Source organism: Kitasatospora sp. McL0602 (assembly GCF_052076145.1).
In the GTDB taxonomy this organism is placed as follows: Bacteria; Actinomycetota; Actinomycetes; order Streptomycetales; family Streptomycetaceae; genus Kitasatospora.
In genome coordinates this window covers 3,858,059-3,879,654 of the sequence record NZ_CP197246.1, presented here as the reverse complement: position 1 = coordinate 3,879,654, position 21,596 = coordinate 3,858,059, and the positions used below count along the sequence as shown (strand labels likewise).

The window sequence follows — 21,596 nt, the reverse complement described above, 5'->3', positions numbered from 1 at the left end:
CTCGCCGGTGAACTCCGGGATCGTCTTGTTCGGCCAGTGGTTGGTCATGGCGGGTGCCTCTCGTGTCTGTGGGTCAGGCGGCGTCGAGCTTGCCGAGCACCACGGTGCGGGCGGGGTTGTCGGGGTCGGCCCGCACGACGAACCCCTCTCGGGTGATGCGCTCGGAGCTGTTGTTGGTGTTGGCGTTGGCACTCTGACCAGGGCCAACGTTGGCAACAACAGGGCCCCCAGGGGTGGCTGCTGCTGGGGAGGGGAGCGGGGGCACGTCCTGGTGGTGGACGCCGGGGCCGTTGCCGTCCGGTGTACGGACCCCCTCGCGGACCGGTACACCGGCCTCGGTGAGGAGGGCGCGGACGGCCCCGCGGGCGGGGGTCCAGCCGGGGTGGGAGGAGGCCAGCCGGGAGGCGATCCGGGTGAGGAGAACAGACTCCCCACCGGCCGTCAGGGAGGCCGTCAGGGCGTGGGTCTGGGCGGGGGTGGGACCGGTCGGGGCTGAGGCCTCGGCGGGCGCCTCCTCGGCCTCCTCGGTGGCCTCGGTCGCGGTGTTCTCGGCGTCCTGCTGACCGAGCACCAGGGCGGCCAGCAGCCACAGGGTCAGGCCGGTGGCTGCCACAACGGTGTGGTGGCCGTGCAGCATCGGCCAGGCCACGACGGCGGCGACCACGGTGCATCCGGCGGCGACCAGGGTCGGGGACATCGGCTTCTCGCTCTTCAGCGCTTCGAGCGCCTTGGAACGCTTCTCCGGGTCCTCGATCTCCCTCGCCTTGGCCCGGCGCTCATCCAGGGCGGCCAGCACCTCGGCGTGCTGGCCCTTGGCCTCGGCGTGCCGGGCCTTGAGCGGGGCGAGCATGCGGCGGTTGCCCCGGCCGATCGCCTTCAGCGAGATCCCGCCCAGGCCAGCCTTCGTCTTCGCCTTCAGCCGGTCGGTGTCCACGATCAGGCACCGACCAGGGACTTGATGACGGAGCCGACGACGGTCAGGGGGAGTGCCCACAGGCCGCCGGCGGCGGCGTAGACGGACGGGACGGTGGCGCCGAGTACGGAGTCAAGCAGCGGCCTCGGCTTGGTGCCGAACAGGACGATCGTCAGGACGGCGGCGACGGCGCCGACGCCAACGTTGCCGAACGCTGCTGACTGGGTGGCGGTGTGGGTGAGCGCGGCGCCGACCGTGGCCGGTGCGCTGAACGCCTGCCCCGCCCCGGCGGCGAAGATCCCGAAGATGATCATCCACCAGGCGGTGTGGTGGTCCTCGTGCTTGGCGGCGAGCTTGCCCTTGCCCCGGTGCCCGATCACGATCCACACCGCGATGGCCAGGCAGACGCCGCCGGAGCCGAATGCGCCGAACATCGAACCCATGATCAGAACTCCTTAGATGTGGTGGATGAGGTGGCCGCTGGCGGCGAGGAGGCGGTCGAGGTGCAGCAGCGAGGCGAGGACGCTGCTGACGGGGATGCGGGTCAGCAGCACGGCGCTGATCGCACGCCCGCCGCGCAGTGCGGAGATGCGCTCGGGGTGCTGCCAGCCGCCGCGCATCTTCAGGTCGATCCAGTACGTGCCGGGGAGCGCGATCAACAGGCCCACGATGAACGGCAGTTCGCTGATCTGCTGGACCAGGCCGAGCCCGTACCCGGTACTGGCGGAGACGGCGGTGAGGGTGCACCAGCGGCGAAAGCGCCGGGACCGCTCCCCCTCGCCCACCTTCCAGAGGCGGGAGGCGGCGCGCTGGTGCTGGCGGTCCTCGCGGCGGTGGCGGGCGGCGCGCTGGGGCGGGGTCTCCCCCTGCAACGCGCGCTCATAGTCGTCCTCCTGGCGGAGGCGGCGGCGCCGCTGCTCGGGGGTCTCGGTGATGCTGCGGGACAGCCCGTCCATCGCGGCGGTGAGTCGGGTCTGGCCGGCCTCGGCGGCGGCGATCCGCTCGGGCGTCCACATGGAGGCGGAGGCGTTCTGCCACGACCACCAGGTGGTCGTCTGCAAGCCGATGGTGGGCGGGTAGTTGGGCGGCGGGGGCGGAGGGGTGGTCACCGGTACCACCGGTCCCTGCGGGTCAGTTCGCGGATGGCGAGGTAGCCGATGGTCGCGTCCACCCCGATGGCGATGAGCAGGGCGAGGTAGCCCATGAGGATCTCCAGGTCAGAGGCGGTGTGCACCCCCCGCACACTTGAGGTGCGCGGGGGGTGCACACCCGCCGGGGCGGGTCAGTGGTGGCCGAGCTGGTCGTTGCTGTTGGTGGTACGGGGGGCGTAGACCACGCGGCCGGAGGCGCGGGCCTCGTCGTAGTCGGCGCCGGTCCACGTGCGGCCGGAGCTGTCGGTGTGGTCGGGGGTGTCGGTCCGGGTGGACGGCTTCGATTCGCTGCGGCGGAGGAGGGCCATCAGACGCCCTTGCCGGGGGAGGGCTCGGCGGGCTGCGGGGGCGGGGTCGGCCGGGGCTCGTGTCCGTAGCCGCCGTTGACGGTGTGGTCGCTCATGTCGGCGTCCCTTTCGGGGAGTTCGGAGCAGGGCAGGCAGGTGCCGAGGTGGCGGGGCAGCACGTATCCGGCGTCACGCCGGCAGGCGGGGCAGGTGCGACGGGCCCGGTTCGCGGCGTGGACGGCAACCCACCGGGCCGGGGTCATCGGCCGTACGGGGAGGGCGAGTTCGCGCCGGTAGAGATAGGCGGCCCGGGGACCGGTCTTGCACAGGCGGGAGCGCCAGAGGATCTGCGCGGCGACGGGCTGCCCGCCAGGGCGCAAGCCGATCGCGCGGAGCTGCCGGTAGGTCAGAAGGCCGTCTGGGGCGAGCTTGTAGGGGTAGGTGGGAGTTCCGCCGTGGCGGTGCCCGTCGGGGTCGAAGAACCGGGGCCCGCTCACTCGCCGTCGTCCGGGCTCGGCCGGTTGTAGTAGCCGGTGAGCTGCACGGGCACCTTGCCGTCCGCGAAGGTGGTGATGAGCCAGGCGGTGGTGCTGCGGTGGCCGTGGCTGACGGTGCCGGTGTCGAGGCCGAGGGCCTCGCGCCACTGCTCGAAATCGGCGAGGGCGGTGTCACCGTGCAGGCCCAGCTGGAAGCCCAGACCACCGGGCTTGTCGCCGCCGGGCCAGGACACCCACTCGAAGACGATGCGCGGGACGGGCAGGGTGGGATGGGTGCGGAGCAGGGCGAGGGCCGTGCCCGCGACGGGGATCAGATCAGCGGTGGTTCCGGTGCTGGCCACAGCAGGTGTCTCCTCGATTTCAGGCGGCGAGCGGCACGGCAGAGCCGTCCTCGCGCAGCTCGGCGTAGCGGGCGGCGATCCATCCGGCGGACCAGCCGGTCAGCTCCGCCGTGCGGCGCTGCGGCAGACGAGCGGCGTACGCGGCAGCAACGGTCTTGCGGGCCTGGCTCTCCGGCATCCGCTCAGCGACGGGCTCGGCGTCGAGCAGGTCCCGGGCCAGCCGCTCGACGGCCTCCCGGCGTTCGCGGTCGGCCCGCTCGGTGGCTTCCCGCTCACGGCGCTCACGCTCACGGGCGGCGTGCTCACGCCCGCTCATCTCGCGCTCACGGCGCTCACGCTCGGCCCGCTCGGCGCTCTCCCGCCGGGCCGACTTCTCCCGGGCGGCGGCCTCCCGGCGCTCATCCGCCTCCCGTTCCTCGCGCCGCATCCGGGCCTCGTGCTCACGGCCTTCACGGGCGAGGGCGGCCTCGTGCTCACGGCGCTCACGCTCGCGCCGCTCGGCCGCATCCTGTTCGGCGATCCGGGCGGCGAGGGCCTGCCGCTGCCGCTCCTGGGCCCGCTGGTCGCGCTCGTCCCGCTCGGCGCGGGCGGCGTGCTCACGGGCGAGCAGGGCGGTGGTGATGGCCCGCCGGTAGGCGAGGGATGCCTCCGCCGTGACGATCAGCAGCAGCGGCGCGACCGAGTGGACGGCCACCCCGACCAGGTCGCCGTCAAGGGCGGAGAGACCGATGTTGAGCAGGAGCGTCATGGTGCCGGTCATCCACCGCAGCGCGACGGGCCACCGGCCGCTGCGGCCGCCGAGGCGGGCGAGCGTGCTGTCGAGGCGGACGACGATGACCACGGCCGCGTCCACGACCAGCGGCAGGATCGGCGCCGTCCACCCCCAGCCCTTCGGACTGTGACCGGCCATCAGCGGGGTGACCGTGAGCACGCTGTAGAGGACCGCGCCGAACGTGATCGCCCACGTCCCGACGGACAGGGTCCGCTCGGCGGAACGGACCTGCTCGGGGCTCATCAAGGCCGTCACGACGACCACCTCATGAGCGCCGGTGAGCGACCGGTGAGCGCGCTCACCGGCGGCGTGAGCACGGCGTACGCGAGGACGGTCATCCGTGAACACCGTCCCGCCGCCGCCCGGACCTTCGCGGCTCGGCTCACGCCGCCAGCTCCTTCGTGCTTCCGGTGGTGCGAAGGCGACGGTCGGCGGCGGCATTGGCGTAGCGGCAGAGGTCGCACGCCACCTCGCCGCGCCGGCGGTGCCGCTGGTAGCCACGGCGGCTGCCGCATGTGACGGGCTCACGCTTCGGCTCGGTGGGCGCGGGGGTCGGCTCGACTGCGGCGCGATCGACCGACCGCCGTACCGGGTACAGCTCCCTGCGCTCCTGCGGGGTCAGGCCACCGAAGATGCCGAACTCCTCGTTGCGGGAGATCGCCAGCGCCAGGCACGCCGACCGCACCGGGCAGAACCCGCAGATCTCCTTCGCGACCCTCTCGCCGGCGGCGTCCTCCTGCTCGGGGAAGAACACGTCCGGCTCGACCTGCGTGCAGATCGCGGCGGAGAGATCGGTGTCCACACCGAGCGCCAGCTCGGCGAACTCGAAGGCCGTGGCGGCCCTCTGTCCTGCAACAATCGTCTTCACGGGTCTACCTCTTCTGTTGGGGTGGTGGCCCGAGGGGCCGCCGCGCGTTCCTTGGCCGGAGCGCGGCGGCCCGTTTTCGTGGGCCCAGACCACTCGTGACTCACGAGTAGCCATGACCCCCGACCCGCCACAGGCGGCACGGATCGGGGACCAAAGACACTCGTTCGTTGATCAGCACACTGTTGAGTTCTCAAGGAACGCTTGCTTCCTTCGGGGGGCTGTCACCCCACCCCTCCGGGCACGTTTGCGCAGGTCAGAGCAGCCCTAAGAAGGGCCCTCCTTGTCGCTTCCGCATCTCTCGGTGGCGACATGCTCAACATAGACAACCTGCCTAGGCAGGTCAAGACAGTTGGGTTTCTCGCGCATGTTGAGCACCTGTCCTAGCATGGGTGCATGAGCCTCGACCCGGATGACTCCCGCCCGCCGTATCAGCAGGTCAGCAGCTCCTTGCGGGCCTCGATCCTCACGAAGAAGCCCGGCTTCGAAACCGGCGACAAGCTCCCGTCCGGCCCAGAGCTCGCCAAGCACTTCGGCGTTGCGCGCGGCACGATCGACAAGGCCCTCGACCTGCTCAGGACCGAAGGGCTGATCGTCACCCGGCAGGGCAGCGGGTCCTTCGTCCGCGAGCGCACGTCACGGCCCGTCGGCCTCCGCCCTCACCTCGAAGCAGCCTTCGAGCAGAAGCAGGTGACGCTCGACTTCGCCGGCTTCTCCAGCGAGACCCTTCACAACGCCATGCAAGAGCCGTTGGACAAGGTCCGCTCCGGCAGGCTCGCGCCAGAGTCGATCACGGTGCGCCTGCTCCTGCCGGACACCACGGAGTCCATGGCCGTGCCGGTCCTGGTAGACGGACTCAAGGACGAACTGGCGCTCCGCGAGCGGGCCCGCCACATCGCGCTAACCAACGCCGGCGGCATCGCCCACTCGGTCGAGATGCTGGCGGAGCTCGGTCTCGTGCAGAAGGCATCGGTCCAGGTGAAGGTGCACCGGGCGTCCAGCCTCTTCAAGCTGTACATCCTGAACCGGGCGGAAGCCTTCTTCGGGTTCTACCCCCTCCGGGAGCGGACGGTGGCGATCAATGGCAACGACCACACGTTCTACGACGTCACCGGAAAGGACACTACGCTGTTCCATCACGCCGCTGGCCCGGACGACGCCTCACTTGGCTCGCAGTACGTCCAGCAGGCCCAGATGTGGTTCGACAGCGTGTGGTCCACCATTGCCTACGAGCGTCAGCCATGACCGGTGCTTCCCCGTCGCTCGCCGACGTGCTTCGCCCGGTGAAGCACGTCCTACTCGACTTCGACGGCCCGATCTGCTCGGTCTTTGCTGGCCTCCCGGCGCCGGAAGTCGCACAACGTCTTCGTCTGAGCCTGCTCGCTGCTGGTGAGCAGGCCCTGGCCAGTAGCACGACCGAGGCTGACCCGCTCGCCCTCCTTCGGCTGATCGCCGAAACCCACCCCGACCTCACATCAGCAACAGATAGCGCGCTCGCGTCGCTTGAGACTGAGGCTGTACTGATCAGTCGACCCAACCCGGGGGCCGAGTCGGTTCTGCGCGCTTGCGAAACATCCCGTCGCACTGTCTCAATGGTAAGCAACAACTCGGGCGCAGCAATCCAAGCATACCTGGAAGATCAGCGGCTCGACCGCTTCGTAACTGGCGTTTTCGGGCGAATCCCCGGTGACCCGGCGTCCATGAAGCCGAGCCCGCGTCTCCTTCTAGATGCGATGGAGGCGGTTGGCAGCAAGCCAGAGCAGTGCATTTTCATCGGCGACGCCGCCCGGGATGTGGAGGCCGGGCGCGCTGCGGGCGTGGCTACCATTGGATACGCCAATAAGCCAGGAAAGGACGTCATGCTCTCTGCCGCCGGCGCCATCTTTGTCGTAAGTTCAATGCAGATAATTGCCAATTCTCTCAATGAGTCGAGAGAACCATAGACAGCTTACAGGCGCCACGAATCCTCCGGATAAAACAATTGCGCCTTGCCTTCTAGGTAGCTGAGCGTATCGATCAACATTGGCAGCGCACACTCACGGGCCAGGGCATCAAAAAGATACGCCTGCTCAGGGTGAAGCTGCGGATCAAATGCTGACGGCTTGTACCTAACAAGAGATGATGCATAGTAGACCAGGGCATAGCGCGCAAGCTCCGCCGGCATCGGAACATCCCGAGCCCTGTAAAGACTCGGGCAGAAGTGGGCATCCAGCCAGCTATGCTGCGCGAGCGTGAAGTAGTTTCGAAGCTTCCACGTTATGCTAGCTGCACCAGCAAGGTTGGACTGCCCATTTACGTGAGGGACAAGATTCTTTGCCTCATAGAATTCCATTGCCCAAGGCAGGCGGCGACTGATACCAAATAGGTCACGCCACTTTTCGGGCGCCCCCACTTGGCGGAACTCCCTCCGAAAGATCTTGCTTGCGTTGCTGCGAACCCCAAACGGCAGCTCTCCCGTCACAGCAAGGACCGGCCACGACGAGTTGGCGTCGGAAGCCAGAAGCTGAATGAAAGAACCGTCAGTCGGATCCCCTATCCCCGTGTCATTGACCTGAGTTCCAATTTCTGGAATATTTCCCAGAAGAGCCTTGATCGGAATCCTCTGATTTATTGATATTGGAATTCCAGTCCTTCGCTCATACAGTCGAGGAAAGACACCGGCCTTGACCGTCAAGTAGTCGCCCGAGATGCTCTTGGCGTTCGTCGGATTGAAGCTGATGCCATGACCTATCCTGCCCGATATCTGGGAGACGGTAAATACATCAAGCAGCTCCGCCTTGGCAAAATTCAACATGGAGTAGTAATAAAGGAGGCATGCCGATCGATTGGGCACGCCCAGAGCTGCCTCAAAATTACTCAGAGCCTGACGTAGAAAATTTCGATACTCATACCACAGAGCATTCTTGCTTTTGAGTGAGCCGGAGAATCTATTACGGCCATGAGTCTTGATTTCAGACTGCTTCCTCAATGCTTCCAGAATGAGGGGAGTAGACGCCTCATTTGACCACGTATCCCAACCCCTATTCGGCTCGACGGGGGGCCTAAGGAGCCAGCTCGTAAATGCCCTAGCAGTAGGCAGCGGCGAACTCATATCGGGCATCCTCCATTGGATCCTTGATGCCGAATATTCTACGCTCGACAAAGCTAGCGGCGCAGGAGTTTTCGAAACGTGCGGTAGTTGACATGACCGCGCGCTATAAGGAGCGCTCCACCGGCTGCTCCGACAAGCGGTCCACTCCCCTGCTCGTCCCTTAGACTGCGCTAGACCGAAGCAGTCAACTGGCCAGCGCCAGCCCACGCCACATCTGCTGGTCTCAGTTCTGGTCTCATTCACCCGCGTTCGCCAGGGTTCACCGTGCCCCTACGGCGCTGGCCCACCTGGGGCCGGAACCCTGGCGGACCCTGCCGGACACCACTGCCCAGACCTCGAAAGCGTGTGTGGGGGCAACTTCACCGTGGGTTCGAATCCCACCGCTACCGCCAGCGAAGTACCGAAGGGGCTCACGAGGAATCGTGAGCCCCTTCGGCGTTCCCAGGGGTGCCTGCTGGCCGCGGTGGGTTGCTGCGGGCCCGAACTGACACTCTCCCTGCTGCGGCCACCCCTCGGCCGTCGGGCGTCAAGAGGGCGGTTCTATGCTGACCGGGCAGAGTCGGCAACAGGGTTGACCTGCTTGAAGAGGGAGGGCTCTGCGCCATGGAGAACCAGATCATCCACAAGGCCGCTTTCCTGCTGCACGAGTGCCACGAGCCCGAGCAGCAGGTCGTCGAGCGACTCAAGGACTACTTCCCCGAGCTGACGCTGACCGAGCGCGAGCGCTACGTCTCCGAGGCCTGGGACCAGGTGCACACCAAGAACGGTGCCGTCTGACCCACGGTCCGGCGGAGGTTGGGGCAGAGAGGTAGGAGGGGGGAGCAGCCTCGGGGGGACAGGCTGCTCCCCCGGGCGGAGGTCCCACAACCGGTGCCGCGTCGGGGGGAAGCCGCGGCGCCCGGTCCCACAGCGGGGAACTCCGGTTCCATGTACCGGCGATTCCTGCCAGATCCTCGGTACGTCACCCATCCTGCCGTCCGCACGAGCGCCGGGCATCCGGACAAAGACCTGTCCCGCGAGGACCTTCGTCCCGCCGGGTGAACGCGCCACTCACGCCGTGGGCCATCCGGTGGATAAGCTGCGGTCCAGTGGAGGGGCGCACGGGAATTCGGACCGTTGCCCACGGCTGGGGACGGCAGGGAGGCGGGCCAACGCGATGGCACAGGCGCGGAAGATCGGCATGTACCTCCTGCTCATCTTCGTCATCTACACGATCATCACGTCGCCCGCCAGGGCGGCCGAGCTCGTCCAATCGGGGTTCGTCGGGATCTCGGACGCGGCGAAGGCGGTCGGCACGTTCATGACCGGGCTGGTGAAGTAGCGGACGGGACGGGCGGTTACGGTGGCCGGAACGACCCTCAACCCGCTAGGAGCGGCATCGTGATCCGGCACCTGGTCCTGTTCAAGCTCAACGAAGGCGTCACCAAGGACGACGAGCGCGCCGTCGCGGGCGCCAAGGCCTTCGAGGAGCTCGGCGCGCAGATCGCCGAGCTGCGCGAGTGGGAGTGCGGCTGGAACACCACCGTGCGCGACATCGCGTACGACTACGCGATCAACAGCCTGGTCTCGGACCGCGACACGCTGGCCGCGTACCTCGGCCACCCGGCCCATCAGGCCGCCGCCGCCCAGTGGCGCGAGTTCGCCACCTGGGTGATCGCCGACGTCGAGGTCTGATCACCCGAGCGGCCCACAGGTCGTACCCGTAGCACCACTGCGGCCCCCGGAGCGAGCACCGCTCCGGGGGCCGCAGTGCATCCGGCTGCCGTCCCGTCAATCCACCAACACACCTATTTACGGTGCTTGCCCGGACTAGGCATGACTTGTGATGCTATGACCGATTTTGCCGGACCTGACGAGGTGGTGAGCCCCCACCCAGGACAAGGGTCACAAGCGTCGATACGTGTCGACTTTCGGGAGGGGTGACGTGCTCGTGCAGACACAGGACAGCGTGCCGGATGCGGACGAGGGGAGCGCAGCACCCTCCGGGCGGGGCGCGGTGGACGTGCGGACGCTCACCAGGGTGCTGTTCGAGCGGCTCTCCGAGCTGCCCGCCGGAGCGCCCGAGCGGGAGCGGGTGCGGGCCGCGCTGATCGAGGTGAACATCCCCCTCGTCCGGTACGCCGCGACGCGCTTCCGCAGCCGCAACGAGCCGATGGAGGACGTCGTCCAGGTCGGCACCATCGGCCTGATCAACGCGATCGACCGCTTCGACCCCGGGCGCGGGGTGCAGTTCCCGACGTACGCGCTGCCGACCATCCTCGGCGAGATCAAGCGGTACTTCCGCGACAACGTCCGCACCATGCACGTGCCGCGCCGGCTCCAGGAGCTGTGGGTGCAGGTCAGCGGCGCGATGGAGGAGCTCACCGTGACCCACGGGCGGACTCCCAAGGTGCCGGAGATCGCCGCCTGCCTGCGCATCCCCGAGGAGGACGTCCGGGCCTGCCTGGACGCCGGGCGGGCCTACAACGCCGCCTCGCTGGAGGCCGCCCAGGAGCACGAGGGCGGGCTCGCCCTGCTGGACCGGCTCGGCTACGAGGACTCCGCGCTCGCCGACGTCGAGCACCGCGACATGGTGCGCCACCTGCTCGTCCAGCTGCCCGAGCGGGAGCGGCGGATCGTCATGCTGCGGTTCTTCGCCAATCTGACGCAGTCCCAGATCAGTACCGAACTCGGCATGTCCCAGATGCACGTGTCGCGGCTACTGTCGAGAATCCTGACCAGGCTGCGGACCGGGAACTCCTGGGAGGAGTGACCGCCGGCGCTCGGCCGGGGATTGCTGGGCGTTACTGCCGAGTGACAAGTTGCGACGTTCGGGTTTGCCGGGGCGCGTGATCCGGTATTGAGCTGGAGAAGACCGACTGGCCGGGAACTGCCGCTCGGTAGTGCCCGTTGAACTGTCAGTCACAAGGGGGTGGGGTACATGTCCGGAGAGCTGGGCGGTGCTGAGATCCACGGGACGACTTCGGTCGCCGAGAAGATCCCTGCGCAGGCCGTACCAAGCATGCCGCGCGAGCCCATCGACCGGACGTTGGACACCCGCACCCTCTCCCGCGCGCTCTTCCAGCGGCTCGCCACGCTGGAGCCGGAGAGCGCGGAGCACACGTACGTCCGCGACACCCTGATCGAGCTCAACCTGCCGCTCGTCCGGTACGCCTCCGCGCGCTTCCGCAGCCGCAACGAGCCGATGGAGGACATCGTCCAGGTCGGCACGATCGGCCTGATCAAGGCCATCGACCGCTTCGACCCGGAGCGCGGCGTCGAGTTCCCGACCTTCGCGATGCCGACGGTGGTCGGCGAGATCAAGCGCTTCTTCCGGGACACCAGCTGGTCGGTGCGGGTGCCCCGGCGGCTCCAGGAGCTGCGGCTCGCCCTCACCAAGGCCGGGGACGAGCTCTCGCAGCGCCTCGACCGCTCCCCCACCGTCGCCGAGCTCGCCGTCTTCCTCGGCGTCAGCGAGGAGGACGTCGTCGAGGGCCTCGCCGTCGGCAACGCCTACACCGCCAGCTCGCTCGACTCCAGCCCCGGTGAGGAGGACGGCGACGGCCCGCTCGCCGACCGCCTCGGGTACGAGGACCTCGCCCTGGAGGGCGTCGAGTACCGCGAGTCGCTCAAGCCCCTGCTCGCCAAGCTGCCGCCGCGCGAGCGGCGGATCATCATGCTGCGGTTCTTCGGCAACCTCACGCAGTCGCAGATCGGCGAGGAGATCGGCATCTCGCAGATGCACGTCTCCCGGCTGCTGACCAAGACGCTGACGCAGCTCCGCGCGGGGCTGGTCAACGAGTAGGCCGGAGGGTCTCAGGCGAGCAGGTTGCGGCGGAGGCCCTCGAGGGTGTCCCCGTCGAGGCCGAGGCCGTCCTGCCAGAACTTCTCGAAGCTCCCCCAGCCGAGGGTGACCTCCTCGAAGGCGGCGTCCAGGTAGGAGCGCTCGGCGCGGAAGACCGGGAGCATCAGGGCCGGGTCCTTCATCAGGCCCCTGCTGCCGAAGCTGTCGACGATCGTCTCTATCAGCCTGGCGGAGCGCTCGTTGGTGAGCAGGTAGTCCTCGTAGACCGTCTCCCGCTCGACGCCGACCGCGGTGAGGGCGATCGCCGCCGCCCAGCCGGTGCGGTCCTTGCCCGCCGAGCAGTGGAAGAGCACCGGCGGCCCGTCCGGCGCGGCCAGCAGGCGGACGACCTCGGCGAAGCGCGCACGGGCGACCGGCGAGGTGACGAACCAGCGGTAGAGGCCCTCCATCATGCGCCCGGCCTTGCCGTCGCCGAGCACCTCGCGCTGCCGCTCCGCGTCGCGGCCCGCCAGGGCGTCCCGCAGGGCCACGTATATGTCGAAGTCCGCCGCGAAGATCGGCAGATGGTGCAGCGTCAGCCCGCCCGGCTCGGCGGGCTCGACGGTGACCGGCTCCGAGGAGTACTCGGCCGCCGAGATCTCGGCCACCGGCAGCCCCGGGATCACGTCCGGCCCGGCCTCCCGGACCTCGTCCAGGCTGCGCAGGTCGACCACCCGGCGCAGGCCGCCGGCGACCAGCACCGCGAGATCGGCCTCGGTCAGCCGGTTGAGCGCGTCCGCGCGCAGCGCGACGCCGTGCCTGACCGTGCGGCCGTCCCGGGTGCGGTAGCCGCCGAGGTCGCGGGCGTTCACCGCCCCTTGGAGGCCAAGGCTGCGGGCGGTCTCGACGGGCTGCTGCTCGGGCACGGAGTCCTCCAGGGGGTGCGGGCGCCGACGTACGGATGTACGAGCACGCCGGACCCGATCAGTCTAGGACGGCGTGACCGACCGGGCCGGTGAGCAGACCCGGGCCCTGGCCCCTGGGGGATCGCGTGCTACTTGACGGCGAGCCAGATCACGGCGCCGATGACGACGAGCGCCACCACGGCGATGCCGACGATCAGGCCCGTGCGGTTGCTGTTGGTACTGCCGTAGGTCGAGACGGAGCCCGGGGCCTGCGGAGCGGGGGTTTCGTCGACGAAGGCCCGGAACATCTGGGTGCTGCCGGCGGGGTCGTAGTCGTTGTCAGCCATGGCACGGACTCTAGCCAACTCGGCCGGTCGGAGGACACCCCGGACCCCCGGGTGGGTGACTCCCCGGTACGGACTTGAAACATCCGCACCGGGATTCCGGCCGCAGAGCCCTGCGCCGGTGGCCGATCCGCTTGACTGCCGATATGACGGACACCCACAGCGACACTCCCAGTGACTTTCCCGGCGACACCACTGACAAGGTCCGCCTCGGCGGCTCGGAGCTCACCGTCTCGCGCCTGTGCCTGGGCGGGAACGTCTTCGGCTGGACGGCGGACGAGGCGCAGTCCTTCGCCGTCCTCGACGCGTACGCAGCGGGCGGCGGCAACTTCGTGGACACCGCCGACGTCTACTCCGCCTGGGCCCCCGGCCACCGGGGCGGCGAGTCGGAGACCGTCCTCGGCCGGTGGCTCGCCGGCCGGGGCAACCACGACCAGGTCGTCGTCGCCACCAAGGTCGGCGGCCACCCCGCGATGCCCGGCATCTCGGCCGCCAACATCCGCACCGCGACGGAAGGCTCGCTGCGCCGCCTCGGCATCGAGCGGATCGACCTGCTCTACACCCACTGGGACTTCCCCGCGACGCCGGTCGAGGAGTTCGTCCCGGCCCTCGACGCCCTCGTCAAGGAGGGCAAGGTCCGGGCCGTGGCCGCCTCCAACATCAGCGCCGAGCGGCTGGCCCAGGCCCTCGACTTCTCGGCCCGCGAGGGCCTCGCGGCGTACGTCGCCGTGCAGCCGCACTACAACCTGGTCTCGCGGCCGACGTACGAGGGCCCGTTGGCCGGCGTCGTCGCCGCGCGCGGGCTGTCCTGCGTGCCGTACTACGCGCTGGCCGCCGGGTTCCTGACCGGCAAGTACCGCCCCGGCGGCGGCCCGGTCGACAGCGGCCGTGGCCACGGCGCGGCGGACTTCCTCTCCGACCCCCGCGCCCTGCGGGTCCTGGCCGCCCTCGACAAGGTCGCCGAGAGCCACGACGTCGCCGTGGCGACGGCCGCGCTGGCCTGGCTCATCGCCCAGCCGACCGTCGCCGCGCCGATCGCCAGCGCGCGGAAGGTCGAGCAGGTCCCGGCGCTGCTGGCCGCGATGCAGCTCCGCCTGACGGCGGAGGATCTGGAGCTGCTCGACGCCGCGAGCGAGTAGGCCCCGCGGGCTGGGGGCCCACCCGCTCGCTACGGGCGGCCGAAGTGGGTCGGGTAGTAGCCGCTGGAGAGGGTGGCCACTCGGACCGGCTTACCCGGGCGGGGGGCCTCCACGTACTGGTTGTTGCCGAGGTAGACGGCGACGTGGTGGATGCCGGAGGCGCGGCCGGTGTTGGACCAGAAGATCAGGTCGCCACGGCGCAGCCGGCCCGAGGAGATCGGGGTGGTGGCGGCGTACTGGTCGTCGGCCACCCGGGGCAGGCTGATGCCGCTGCGGCGGAAGGCCTGCTGGACGAGGCCGGAGCAGTCGTAGCCGTACGGGCCGTTGCCACCCCAGACGTACGGCTTGCCGAGCTGGGCGAGTGCGTAGCCGACGGCCGACTCGGTGCTGCCGGAGGAGGTGGCCGGGGGTGCCGGGGGCCGGGGCGTCGAAGGGGACTGCCCGGCGGACTGTCCGGTGCGGCTGAGGTAGACGTCGTAGTGGCTGGTGTAGCGCCAGTCGCCGCTGCCGTTCTTGAACCAGTATTTGGAGCCGTCGAAGCCCTGCCGGATGCCGTTGTTGCCGTTGTTGCCGTTGTTGCCGGTGGGGGCGGCGGGAGAGGTGGAGCCGGTGCGGCTCTGGTAGACGCTCTGGTGGCTGGTGTAGCGCCACTCGCCGGAGGCGTTCTTGAACCAGTACTTCGAGCCGTCCCAACCCTGCTTGGCGGGGGCGGGCATGGCGTTCGCGGTGGTGGCGCCGAGGGTGAGGCCGATCGCGCCCGCGCCGGCCAGCACGGTGGTGACGATGCAGGTGCGGCGGACCGCGCGGTGTATTCGGCCGCTGCTCACGGCGGCCGGGCGCGGATGGGAGCAGTACGAGCAGGTGCAGGGGCCGGGCCGGCCCTCCTCGAAGGTGAGCAGGCTCGGGTCGGTGGCTGACGTCACGCGGGTCGTCCTTCCTTACGCCCGGCCCTGGTGGCCGGAGGGGGTACGGGAGCGCTGACACCGGCCGGGGCCACGAAGGCGACCAGCAGGTGCTCCATCAGCGCGCTGCGGGCGGCCTCGTCCAGCTCGTGCGCCGTCGCCCGCTCCAGGCGCCGGACGGCGAGTGCGGCCGCCTCGACGGCGTCGTCGACCAGGACGGTCCGCAGGCCCGCGTCGAGATCGGCGAGGCGGCGGCGGCGCATGCTCTCGGCGACCTCGGGCGCGTAGTCGAGGGAGAGCGGCTGGACGGAGTAGACCTCCAGCCCGGCCGGGGCGGTCTCGGCCGCGAGGGCCCTGGTCAGCTCGTCGGCGAACCAGTGCCCGTCCCGCAGGGCCGGGCCGGGCGCGGCGTTGCTGTCGCACGGGAGGGTGCTGGCGGTGCGGGTCAGCACGGCGTGCGTCTGCTCGCGCAGGTAGTCCTCGTGCTCGGCGAGGCCGAGGACGGCGCGGGCGGTGTCCTTGACCCGCCAGACGATCAGCAGCCGGACCACGATCGGGGTGCCGGTGCGGTCGGTGACGGTGACGGGATCGCTGCGCCAGTGGCGCAGCCGTACGTCGACCCGGCGGCGGCGCAGGGCGGGGTTGACCCAGACCAGCCCGTGCCGGCGGACGGTGCCCCGGTAGCGGCCCCACCGGGTGAGCACCCTTGTCTCACCGCCCGCGTTGACCAGCAGCCCGCCGAGCACCAGGACGGCCAGCAGGGCCGCGCCCGAGGCGGCGGCGAGCGCGGGCACGCCGACGTCCGGGCTGCCGGTCTCCTTGGCCGCGCCGGTACGGATGTCCGGCAGCGCCCCGAAGTGCGGGATCACGCCGGTGCGGGTGAGCACCAGCAGGACGCCCGCGAGGGCGAGCAGCAGCACGGCGAGGGCGATCCAGCCCGGGACGGCGCGGGCACCGTGCTCGCGCAGGGCCGGGTCGGTCCGGGGCGGGCGGCGGGCGGAGGTGACGGCCGCCGGTGCGGTGGCGGCCGGCTTGGGGGTGACGGCCGGGGCCTTCGCCTTGGTGGGGCGCTCCAGTTCGTCGTCGACGAACTTCGAGGCCACCACGCGGGTGAGTTGGGTGGCCCCTGCCGGGAGCGGGGAGGGCAGGGCGGGGGGCCAGGAGTCGGGTCGCTGCGAAGAATCGCGGGTGACGTCCATGCACGGGTCCTCGGGGTCGGTGTGTCGCGCAACGAGCGGCCCGGATCTGACGGGCAGTGCCAGGGCTCAGGCTAAGCTGATAAGTCATCAAATGCGACATTTACGGATATAGCGTGTCGCCATTTCATGACGGCGTGTCAGTGCTCCCGTCAGCGCCTACGACGACCCGAACCACGGCTCATCACACGGCGCGTCGCCATCGTGACGGCGGCGAGCAGCAGCAGCACGCCGCAGGCGGCAGCGCGCCAGCCGTTCACCTCAGAGCGGTGCGCGGCGGCCTCCGCCGTGTCGGCGGGCGGCGCGGCGAGCGTCCGGGGCTCCACGTCGGACGCCTCGTCCGGCGCGCCCTCGGACTCCCCCGCCACCGCTGCCCCCGGGTTGGGGTTCTGCCGGGGGCCGTGCGAGGACGGCCCGGCCGACGGCTTCGAGGGGACGGCGCTGCTCGCCACCGACGGGGTGGAGGCCGACGCGGACGCGGAAGGAGACGGGGAGGGCGTCGGGGTCGGCGGGGTGGACGGTGCGACCGGAGCCGCCGGGACCGGGGCCGGGGGGATCACGATCGGGAGCACGGACGGGACGTCGGTGATCGGCGCAGGCGTGCTGCCTCCAGACGGTGCTGCCGGGGACGTGGGGGCGGCCGAAGGCATCGGCTGAACGCTCGGCGAAACCGCAGGAGCCGAAGCCGCCGGGACCGAAGCCGGAGGTAGTGAAGCCGGAGGAGCCGATGAGGCGGGCACCGAGGGAGCGGGTGCGGAGGCGGGGGCCGACGCAGGCACCGAGGCAGGGGCGGAAGCCGGGGCCGAGGCCGGTGTGCTCTTCGGGGCTCGTACCGTCGTCGGCTCCGTCGCGGTGCTGTTGCCCGCGCGGTCGGTGGCGGTGACGACGATGGTCTGGTCGCCCTCGGGGAGGTCGTGGGTGGGGGTGCAGCCCCACGTGCCGTCGGCGGCGGTGACGGCGGTGCCGAGGACGGTGCCGCGCGGGGCGCCGGTGATGGTGACGGCGGTGCCCGGCTCGGCGGTGCCGGTGAAGCGGGGGCGGGCCGACGGCAGGGTGGCGGGGCTGGTGATGACGGGCTTGTCGGGGGCGACGGTGTCGACCATCAGCGTGACGGGCTTGCCGACCGTGCGGTTGCCCGCGCCGTCGGCGGCTGCGGCGGTGAGCTGGTGGCGGCCGTCGGCGAGGTTCTCGACCGGGAGGCAGTGCCAGCTGCGGTCCGCGGCGACGGCGGTGCTGCAGAGCTCGCCGCCGACCCGGGCCGCGCCGGGCGCGGTGGCCGCGTCGGTGACGGAGACCGTGCTGCCCGGGTCGGCGGTGCCGGTGATCAGCAGGCCGGGGTCGTTGGTGTACTCGGGCAGGGTGAGCACCGGCGCGGCGGGCGGGTCGGACTTGACGGTGAGCCGGACGGCCTCGCCGCGCAGCACCACGCCGCCCTTGGTGGTCTCGACCGGTACGAGGCTGTGCGGGCCCTGGCCGAGCGGCTTGTCGGGGCGACAGACCCACGTGCCGTCGGAGCCGACCTTGGCCTGGCAGAGCGTGGTGTCGCCTTCGACGATCTCGACGCTCGCACCCTGGACGGCGCCCTCGCCGCGGATCTCCGGCCGGGCGTCGGCGACGACGGCGCCGCTGACCGGGCCGGAGATCTCGGGCTTGGCCGCGCCGACGGCGAGTTGGACGTGCTGGTCCAGCACCTCGCCGGAGTCGGCGAAGCCCGTCGCGCCGACGAGCTGGGAGGAGTCCCGGGCGAGCCGCAGCCGGGCCCAAGTCTCCCCGGCGGCCGCATTGTCGGGGACGGTCCACTCCAGCGTCGCGTTGGCGGCGCCGGCCGGGACTTCGACCTGCACCCGCTCGGTCGGGTCGAAGTGGCCGTTGTGGTCGAAGTCGACCCAGCCCGCGAGCACGGCTGGCCCGCCGCCCGGACTGACCGGCACGCTGAGGTCGTAGTACCGGCCGATGGCGGCCTCGGCGGGGAACTTCACCGTCGGGTCGGAGCCCAGGTACTCGCCGCGCCCGGGTTGGAGGGCGGGCGGAGCGGGGTTGGCCCAGGGACTGGGCCGGCCCGAGCGGTGGTCGAGCTCGACCATCGGCCCGCCGAGCCGGTCGAGTGCCTCGGGCTCGTGCACACCGGGCACCACGGGGGGCACCAGCCCGCGTGACGCCTTCGGCTGGGCGAGCGCCGTCAGCGTGGTCGACAGCCGCCCCTGGGCGGAGGCGGCGGCGTCCTGGCCGAGGAAGAGGTCGGAGACCAGGTGCGAGGCGTTGCCGAACCCCTGCGGGGCGGTGCCGAGCCCTTCGTCCAGGGTGACGGTGTACGCCTGGCGCAGCGGGGCGGGTGCGGCGGTGCTGCCGCCCTGGGCGGTGTTGCGCTGCTCGACCCGGAGGGAGACGGCGCTGACGGTGCCCGCGAGTTCGAGGCTGCCGGAGCCGTCGGCGGCACCGGCCTGGGCCGCCCGGCCGTCGGCGGGGGCGAGGGTGTTGCCGCTGATCTGCCAGCCCGTCCAGTCGGTGCGGCCGATCAGCGTCGGGGCGCCCGGGGAACCGCCGGTGACGGTCAGTCGGGCCTCGGTGGCGGTGCTGCCGTCCTTGCCGGTGACCAGCCCGGCGAGGCCGCTGACGTGCAGCCGGGGGTTGCGGACCGGCCGGGAGAAGGTGAGCTGGAGGGTGCCCATGGTGCGCCAGGAGCCGTCCGTGCCGGGGCGGTCCTCGGCGACGGAGAAGGTCTGCGCCGGGTCGCCGCCGCGCAGCCCGTCCGCGTAGCCGCCGGTGGTGGCGCGGGCCGCCGAGGCGGCGGGGGCGCCGAGTTGGCCGGGCGCGGCGGTGGCGGTCACGCCGGGCAGCGGCGCGAAGTCGAGCGCGACGGTGAGGCCCGAGGGCAGCGACGCGCGGTGCTCCTTCGTCCAGGTGTCGGGCGTCTGCTGGGCGTCCCCGAGGGCCGGGTTCCAGCCGAGCAGCAGGGTAACGGCCGCGGCCAGGGCGACGGCTCTGCCGATCCGTCGGCCCGTGGTGCCCTGTCGGCCCGTGGTGCCGTGCCGGTCCGTGGTGCCGTGCCGGTCCGCGGTGCCGTGCCGGTCCGCGGTGCCTCGCTGGGCGGTCTCGCACCCGGGCCGGACGGAGGACGTCTCGGCGGCAGGGGGGAACTGTCGGCTCATCCGGCTCTCCTTCGGTGTCGCCGCCAACCGGCGGTGCGGGTGCTCGAACTGACGGACCGTTCGGCAGTTCGGGATGGCCGAAACCATTCACCGCAACCCATAAGATCCGACAAAAGGGAATCACGATCAGGAGTCAGTCATACCGCGACACCGGTGATTAACAACGGGTAACACCCGATTGGCGGTCAATGACCCGACAGCACAGGAACTACCCCTTGAGGACGGGTTTCAGCCATCTCCGATCGCCCACAACCGAGGCCACTGCCAGCTGCTCTGATCATTCATCAGCGCACTCTGTTCGAATTGGTGGTCGGCTCAGTAGAGTCAGCCACCGTGACGATTAAGCCCGTTCTCATCCGGCATCTGTTCGAGCACATCCCGAGCACGGCCACCGGCTGAGGACCGGGCGGTGTCCTTCGACGCGGCGGTCATCCGCGCGAGCTTCGCCGTCGTGGAGCTCCGCGCCGACCATGTGGCCAAGTACTTCTACACCCACCTCTTCGCCCACAACCCGGAGCTGCGGCCGCTCTTCCCCGCCCAGCTCGCCGAGCAGCGCGACCGGCTCTTCGCCTCGCTCACGGAACTCGTGCTGCGCGCCGGCGACCTCGACGGGCTCACCGGCTACCTGCGCGCGCTCGGCCGCGACCACCGCAAGTTCCAGGCCGCGCCCGAGCACTACCCCGCCGTCGGCACGAGCCTGATCGCCGCGCTGCGGCACTTCTCCGGCCACTCCTGGACCCCGGAGATCGAGAAGGCCTGGACGGAGGCGTACACCGTCATCTCCCAGATCATGATCGACGCCGCCGCCTCGGAGCCGGCCGGCACGCCCTGCTGGTGGGAGGCCGAGGTCGTGCACCGCCGCCGGGCCGCCGTCGACGTGGTCGTGCTCACCCTCGCCCCCGGCCACCCGTACCCGTACCGGGCCGGCCAGTACCTCTCGCTCAGCTCGCCCCGGCAGCCGCAGGTCTGGCGCCCGTACTCGATCGCCAACGCCCCCCGCGCCGACGGCACCCTGGAGCTGCACATCCGGCGGGTGCCCGACGGACTGCTCTCCACCGCACTGGTCAACGACGTACTGCCAGGCGAACTCCTACGGCTCGGCCCCGCACTGGGCGACGCCTGCCTCACCCCGCGCTCCCCCCGGCCGCTGCTCGCCGTCGCCGGGGGCACCGGCTGGGCCCAGACCAAGGCCCTGGTCGAGGAGACCGCCGCGCAGTGGGCGCAGGGCTGCGGCCGCCCGATGACGGTCTACCTCGCCGCCCGCGCCGACACCGACCAGTACGACCTGGCCACCGTCCGGGAGCTCGTCCGGCGCCACCACTGGCTGGAGGTCGTGCTCGCCGCGCCCGCCGACGGCGCCGACCGCGAGGCAGCCGTCCACCTGCTCCGCGACGGCCTCACCGAGCACGGCTGGTGGGCCGGGTACGACATCCACCTGAGCGGCCCGCCCGACCTCGCCCCCGAGCTCACCGAGCTGCTGCTCGCCCTCGGCGCCGAGCCCGGCCTGATCCGGCACGACCCCGTGCCGCTGACCTTCAACCGCGCCCAGCCGCTGACCTGCTCCGAGTGGTTCCTCGACCGGCGGGACGTCGCCTGGATCAACCGCACCGACCGCAGCTGATGGAGGCTACGCCGGGAACGGCAGAAGGCCCCGGGCTGCTGCCCGGGGCCTTCTGGTCTGTGCGCTCAGCAGGATTCGAACCTGCAACCTCTTGATCCGTAGTCAAGTGCTCTATCCGTTGAGCTATGAACGCCGGTACCACTGTGCGCTGAACTGCTGTGTGCCGTACTGCGCCTTGCAAGCGAGGAGACCCCGAGCCTGGGCCCGGAGCCTCTCGATTGCAGTGCGCTCAGCAGGATTCGAACCTGCAACCTCTTGATCCGTAGTCAAGTGCTCTATCCGTTGAGCTATGAGCGCTCGCCCCGCTGGCCTGGGCCGGTGGGGCGTTCACGAGGAATACGTTACATGATGCGCGACCTGGGGCGAAATCGATTGCACCCGGACACGGCACGCGAAGGGCCCCGCCGACTGTCGTCGACGGGGCCCTTCCGATGGCGGAGGCTGAGGGATTTGAACCCTCGATGGGCTTGAAGGCCCAAACCGCATTAGCAGTGCGGCGCCATAGACCGGACTAGGCGAAGCCTCCTCCACCCGGACCACACCGGTCACCCGGTGCACTCCGTGCGAATGTGATGATGCCACAGCCTAGGGGCTCAGCACCAACCACCGACAACGTTACTAGGCGGGTCATCCGCAGCGCAAAGAAGAATGGGATACTCC

Annotated in this window: 24 protein-coding genes and 3 tRNA genes; 9 read left to right on the top strand and 18 right to left on the bottom strand. The window is 70.5% G+C overall.

Annotated elements, in window-relative coordinates; all coding sequences use genetic code 11:
• Positions 1–73 precede the first annotated feature (73 nt).
• The 9 genes from ACR68M_RS17650 to ACR68M_RS17610 all read right to left on the bottom strand — a co-directional run bounded on the left by ACR68M_RS17650 (position 74) and on the right by ACR68M_RS17610 (position 4,829).
• The gene (locus ACR68M_RS17650; RefSeq protein WP_441251475.1) at positions 74–934 is read right to left on the bottom strand and encodes a hypothetical protein; all 861 of its coding nucleotides are present in this window, start codon (positions 932–934) and stop codon (positions 74–76) included.
• A 2-nt stretch (positions 935–936) separates the two neighbouring features.
• Positions 937–1,356: a hypothetical protein gene (locus tag ACR68M_RS17645; protein ID WP_441251474.1), complete on the bottom strand. Its 420-nt coding sequence runs from the start codon at positions 1,354–1,356 to the stop codon at positions 937–939.
• A 12-nt stretch (positions 1,357–1,368) separates the two neighbouring features.
• Complete coding sequence (locus tag ACR68M_RS17640) at positions 1,369–2,022, bottom strand: hypothetical protein (RefSeq protein WP_441251473.1); 654 nt, start codon at positions 2,020–2,022, stop codon at positions 1,369–1,371.
• A complete protein-coding gene (locus ACR68M_RS17635) occupies positions 2,019–2,147 on the bottom strand; it encodes a hypothetical protein (RefSeq protein ID WP_441251472.1) in 129 nt (42 codons plus the stop codon). The genes ACR68M_RS17640 and ACR68M_RS17635 overlap by 4 nt, the downstream gene beginning before the upstream one ends.
• Positions 2,148–2,195: 48 nt before the next feature.
• Positions 2,196–2,372 carry a hypothetical protein gene (locus tag ACR68M_RS17630; protein WP_441251471.1) on the bottom strand — a complete coding sequence of 59 codons (177 nt, stop codon included), beginning with the start codon at positions 2,370–2,372 and terminating at the stop codon, positions 2,196–2,198.
• Positions 2,372–2,848 (bottom strand): RRQRL motif-containing zinc-binding protein, encoded by a 477-nt coding sequence (locus ACR68M_RS17625; RefSeq protein WP_441251470.1) that lies wholly within the window; start codon positions 2,846–2,848, stop codon positions 2,372–2,374. The genes ACR68M_RS17630 and ACR68M_RS17625 overlap by 1 nt, the downstream gene beginning before the upstream one ends.
• On the bottom strand, positions 2,845–3,189 hold the full coding sequence (locus ACR68M_RS17620; protein WP_441251469.1) for a hypothetical protein: 345 nt from the start codon (positions 3,187–3,189) through the stop codon (positions 2,845–2,847). Before ACR68M_RS17620 ends, ACR68M_RS17625 begins: the two co-directional genes overlap by 4 nt.
• Positions 3,190–3,208: 19 nt before the next feature.
• Positions 3,209–4,204 carry a DUF2637 domain-containing protein gene (locus ACR68M_RS17615; RefSeq protein WP_441251638.1) on the bottom strand — a complete coding sequence of 332 codons (996 nt, stop codon included), beginning with the start codon at positions 4,202–4,204 and terminating at the stop codon, positions 3,209–3,211.
• Positions 4,205–4,343: 139 nt separating this feature from the next.
• Positions 4,344–4,829 carry a WhiB family transcriptional regulator gene (locus ACR68M_RS17610; RefSeq protein WP_441251468.1) on the bottom strand — a complete coding sequence of 162 codons (486 nt, stop codon included), beginning with the start codon at positions 4,827–4,829 and terminating at the stop codon, positions 4,344–4,346.
• A gap of 393 nt (positions 4,830–5,222) precedes the next feature.
• Here ACR68M_RS17610 and ACR68M_RS17605 point away from each other — a divergent pair, with 393 nt between their 5' ends.
• Both ACR68M_RS17605 and ACR68M_RS17600 read left to right on the top strand, forming a co-directional pair.
• The gene (locus tag ACR68M_RS17605) at positions 5,223–6,071 is read left to right on the top strand and encodes a GntR family transcriptional regulator (protein ID WP_441251467.1); all 849 of its coding nucleotides are present in this window, start codon (positions 5,223–5,225) and stop codon (positions 6,069–6,071) included.
• Entirely contained in the window at positions 6,068–6,769 is a 702-nt protein-coding gene (locus ACR68M_RS17600; protein ID WP_441251466.1) for an HAD family hydrolase, read from the top strand. The genes ACR68M_RS17605 and ACR68M_RS17600 overlap by 4 nt, the downstream gene beginning before the upstream one ends.
• Before the next feature lie 5 nt (positions 6,770–6,774).
• Here ACR68M_RS17600 and ACR68M_RS17595 read toward each other — a convergent pair whose 3' ends face one another.
• Entirely contained in the window at positions 6,775–7,794 is a 1,020-nt protein-coding gene (locus ACR68M_RS17595) for a YaaC family protein (protein ID WP_441251465.1), read from the bottom strand.
• 726 nt (positions 7,795–8,520) lie between these two features.
• Between ACR68M_RS17595 and ACR68M_RS17590 the strand changes: the two genes are divergently transcribed.
• The 5 genes from ACR68M_RS17590 to ACR68M_RS17570 all read left to right on the top strand — a co-directional run bounded on the left by ACR68M_RS17590 (position 8,521) and on the right by ACR68M_RS17570 (position 11,701).
• On the top strand, positions 8,521–8,694 hold the full coding sequence (locus ACR68M_RS17590) for a hypothetical protein (RefSeq protein ID WP_441251464.1): 174 nt from the start codon (positions 8,521–8,523) through the stop codon (positions 8,692–8,694).
• A 379-nt stretch (positions 8,695–9,073) separates the two neighbouring features.
• Positions 9,074–9,238, top strand: coding sequence for a hypothetical protein (locus ACR68M_RS17585; RefSeq protein WP_168219611.1), 165 nt, complete (start codon positions 9,074–9,076; stop codon positions 9,236–9,238).
• 59 nt (positions 9,239–9,297) lie between these two features.
• Positions 9,298–9,591, top strand: a complete 294-nt coding sequence (locus ACR68M_RS17580; protein WP_441251463.1) for a Dabb family protein — start codon at positions 9,298–9,300, stop codon at positions 9,589–9,591.
• A gap of 250 nt (positions 9,592–9,841) precedes the next feature.
• A complete protein-coding gene (locus ACR68M_RS17575; protein ID WP_441251462.1) occupies positions 9,842–10,669 on the top strand; it encodes an RNA polymerase sigma factor SigF in 828 nt (275 codons plus the stop codon).
• Positions 10,670–10,837: 168 nt separating this feature from the next.
• Entirely contained in the window at positions 10,838–11,701 is an 864-nt protein-coding gene (locus ACR68M_RS17570; protein ID WP_441251461.1) for an RNA polymerase sigma factor SigF, read from the top strand.
• A gap of 11 nt (positions 11,702–11,712) precedes the next feature.
• Here the strand turns inward: ACR68M_RS17570 and ACR68M_RS17565 are convergent, their stop codons facing one another.
• Both ACR68M_RS17565 and ACR68M_RS17560 read right to left on the bottom strand, forming a co-directional pair.
• Positions 11,713–12,606, bottom strand: coding sequence for a tyrosine-protein phosphatase (locus tag ACR68M_RS17565; RefSeq protein ID WP_441251460.1), 894 nt, complete (start codon positions 12,604–12,606; stop codon positions 11,713–11,715).
• Positions 12,607–12,734: 128 nt separating this feature from the next.
• Complete coding sequence (locus tag ACR68M_RS17560) at positions 12,735–12,932, bottom strand: hypothetical protein (protein WP_441251459.1); 198 nt, start codon at positions 12,930–12,932, stop codon at positions 12,735–12,737.
• Positions 12,933–13,075: 143 nt separating this feature from the next.
• On the opposite strand from ACR68M_RS17560, the gene ACR68M_RS17555 reads away from it, so the two are divergent.
• Positions 13,076–14,068 carry an aldo/keto reductase gene (locus tag ACR68M_RS17555; RefSeq protein WP_441251458.1) on the top strand — a complete coding sequence of 331 codons (993 nt, stop codon included), beginning with the start codon at positions 13,076–13,078 and terminating at the stop codon, positions 14,066–14,068.
• A gap of 29 nt (positions 14,069–14,097) precedes the next feature.
• Here the strand turns inward: ACR68M_RS17555 and ACR68M_RS17550 are convergent, their stop codons facing one another.
• From ACR68M_RS17550 to ACR68M_RS17540, 3 genes are all read right to left on the bottom strand, one after another.
• Positions 14,098–14,991, bottom strand: a complete 894-nt coding sequence (locus tag ACR68M_RS17550) for a C40 family peptidase (protein ID WP_441251457.1) — start codon at positions 14,989–14,991, stop codon at positions 14,098–14,100.
• The gene (locus ACR68M_RS17545) at positions 14,988–16,169 is read right to left on the bottom strand and encodes an SPFH domain-containing protein (RefSeq protein WP_441251456.1); all 1,182 of its coding nucleotides are present in this window, start codon (positions 16,167–16,169) and stop codon (positions 14,988–14,990) included. Before ACR68M_RS17545 ends, ACR68M_RS17550 begins: the two co-directional genes overlap by 4 nt.
• A 149-nt stretch (positions 16,170–16,318) precedes the next feature.
• Positions 16,319–19,315 carry an Ig-like domain-containing protein gene (locus ACR68M_RS17540; RefSeq protein WP_441251455.1) on the bottom strand — a complete coding sequence of 999 codons (2,997 nt, stop codon included), beginning with the start codon at positions 19,313–19,315 and terminating at the stop codon, positions 16,319–16,321.
• 409 nt (positions 19,316–19,724) lie between these two features.
• Here ACR68M_RS17540 and ACR68M_RS17535 point away from each other — a divergent pair, with 409 nt between their 5' ends.
• Complete coding sequence (locus ACR68M_RS17535) at positions 19,725–20,936, top strand: globin domain-containing protein (protein ID WP_441251454.1); 1,212 nt, start codon at positions 19,725–19,727, stop codon at positions 20,934–20,936.
• 60 nt (positions 20,937–20,996) lie between these two features.
• Here the strand turns inward: ACR68M_RS17535 and ACR68M_RS17530 are convergent.
• The 3 genes from ACR68M_RS17530 to ACR68M_RS17520 form a co-directional block, all read right to left on the bottom strand.
• A tRNA-Arg gene (locus ACR68M_RS17530) sits at positions 20,997–21,069 on the bottom strand.
• A gap of 91 nt (positions 21,070–21,160) precedes the next feature.
• Positions 21,161–21,233: transfer RNA gene (locus ACR68M_RS17525), tRNA-Arg, on the bottom strand.
• A 135-nt stretch (positions 21,234–21,368) separates the two neighbouring features.
• Positions 21,369–21,462, bottom strand: a tRNA-Ser gene (locus ACR68M_RS17520).
• Positions 21,463–21,596 lie beyond the last annotated feature (134 nt).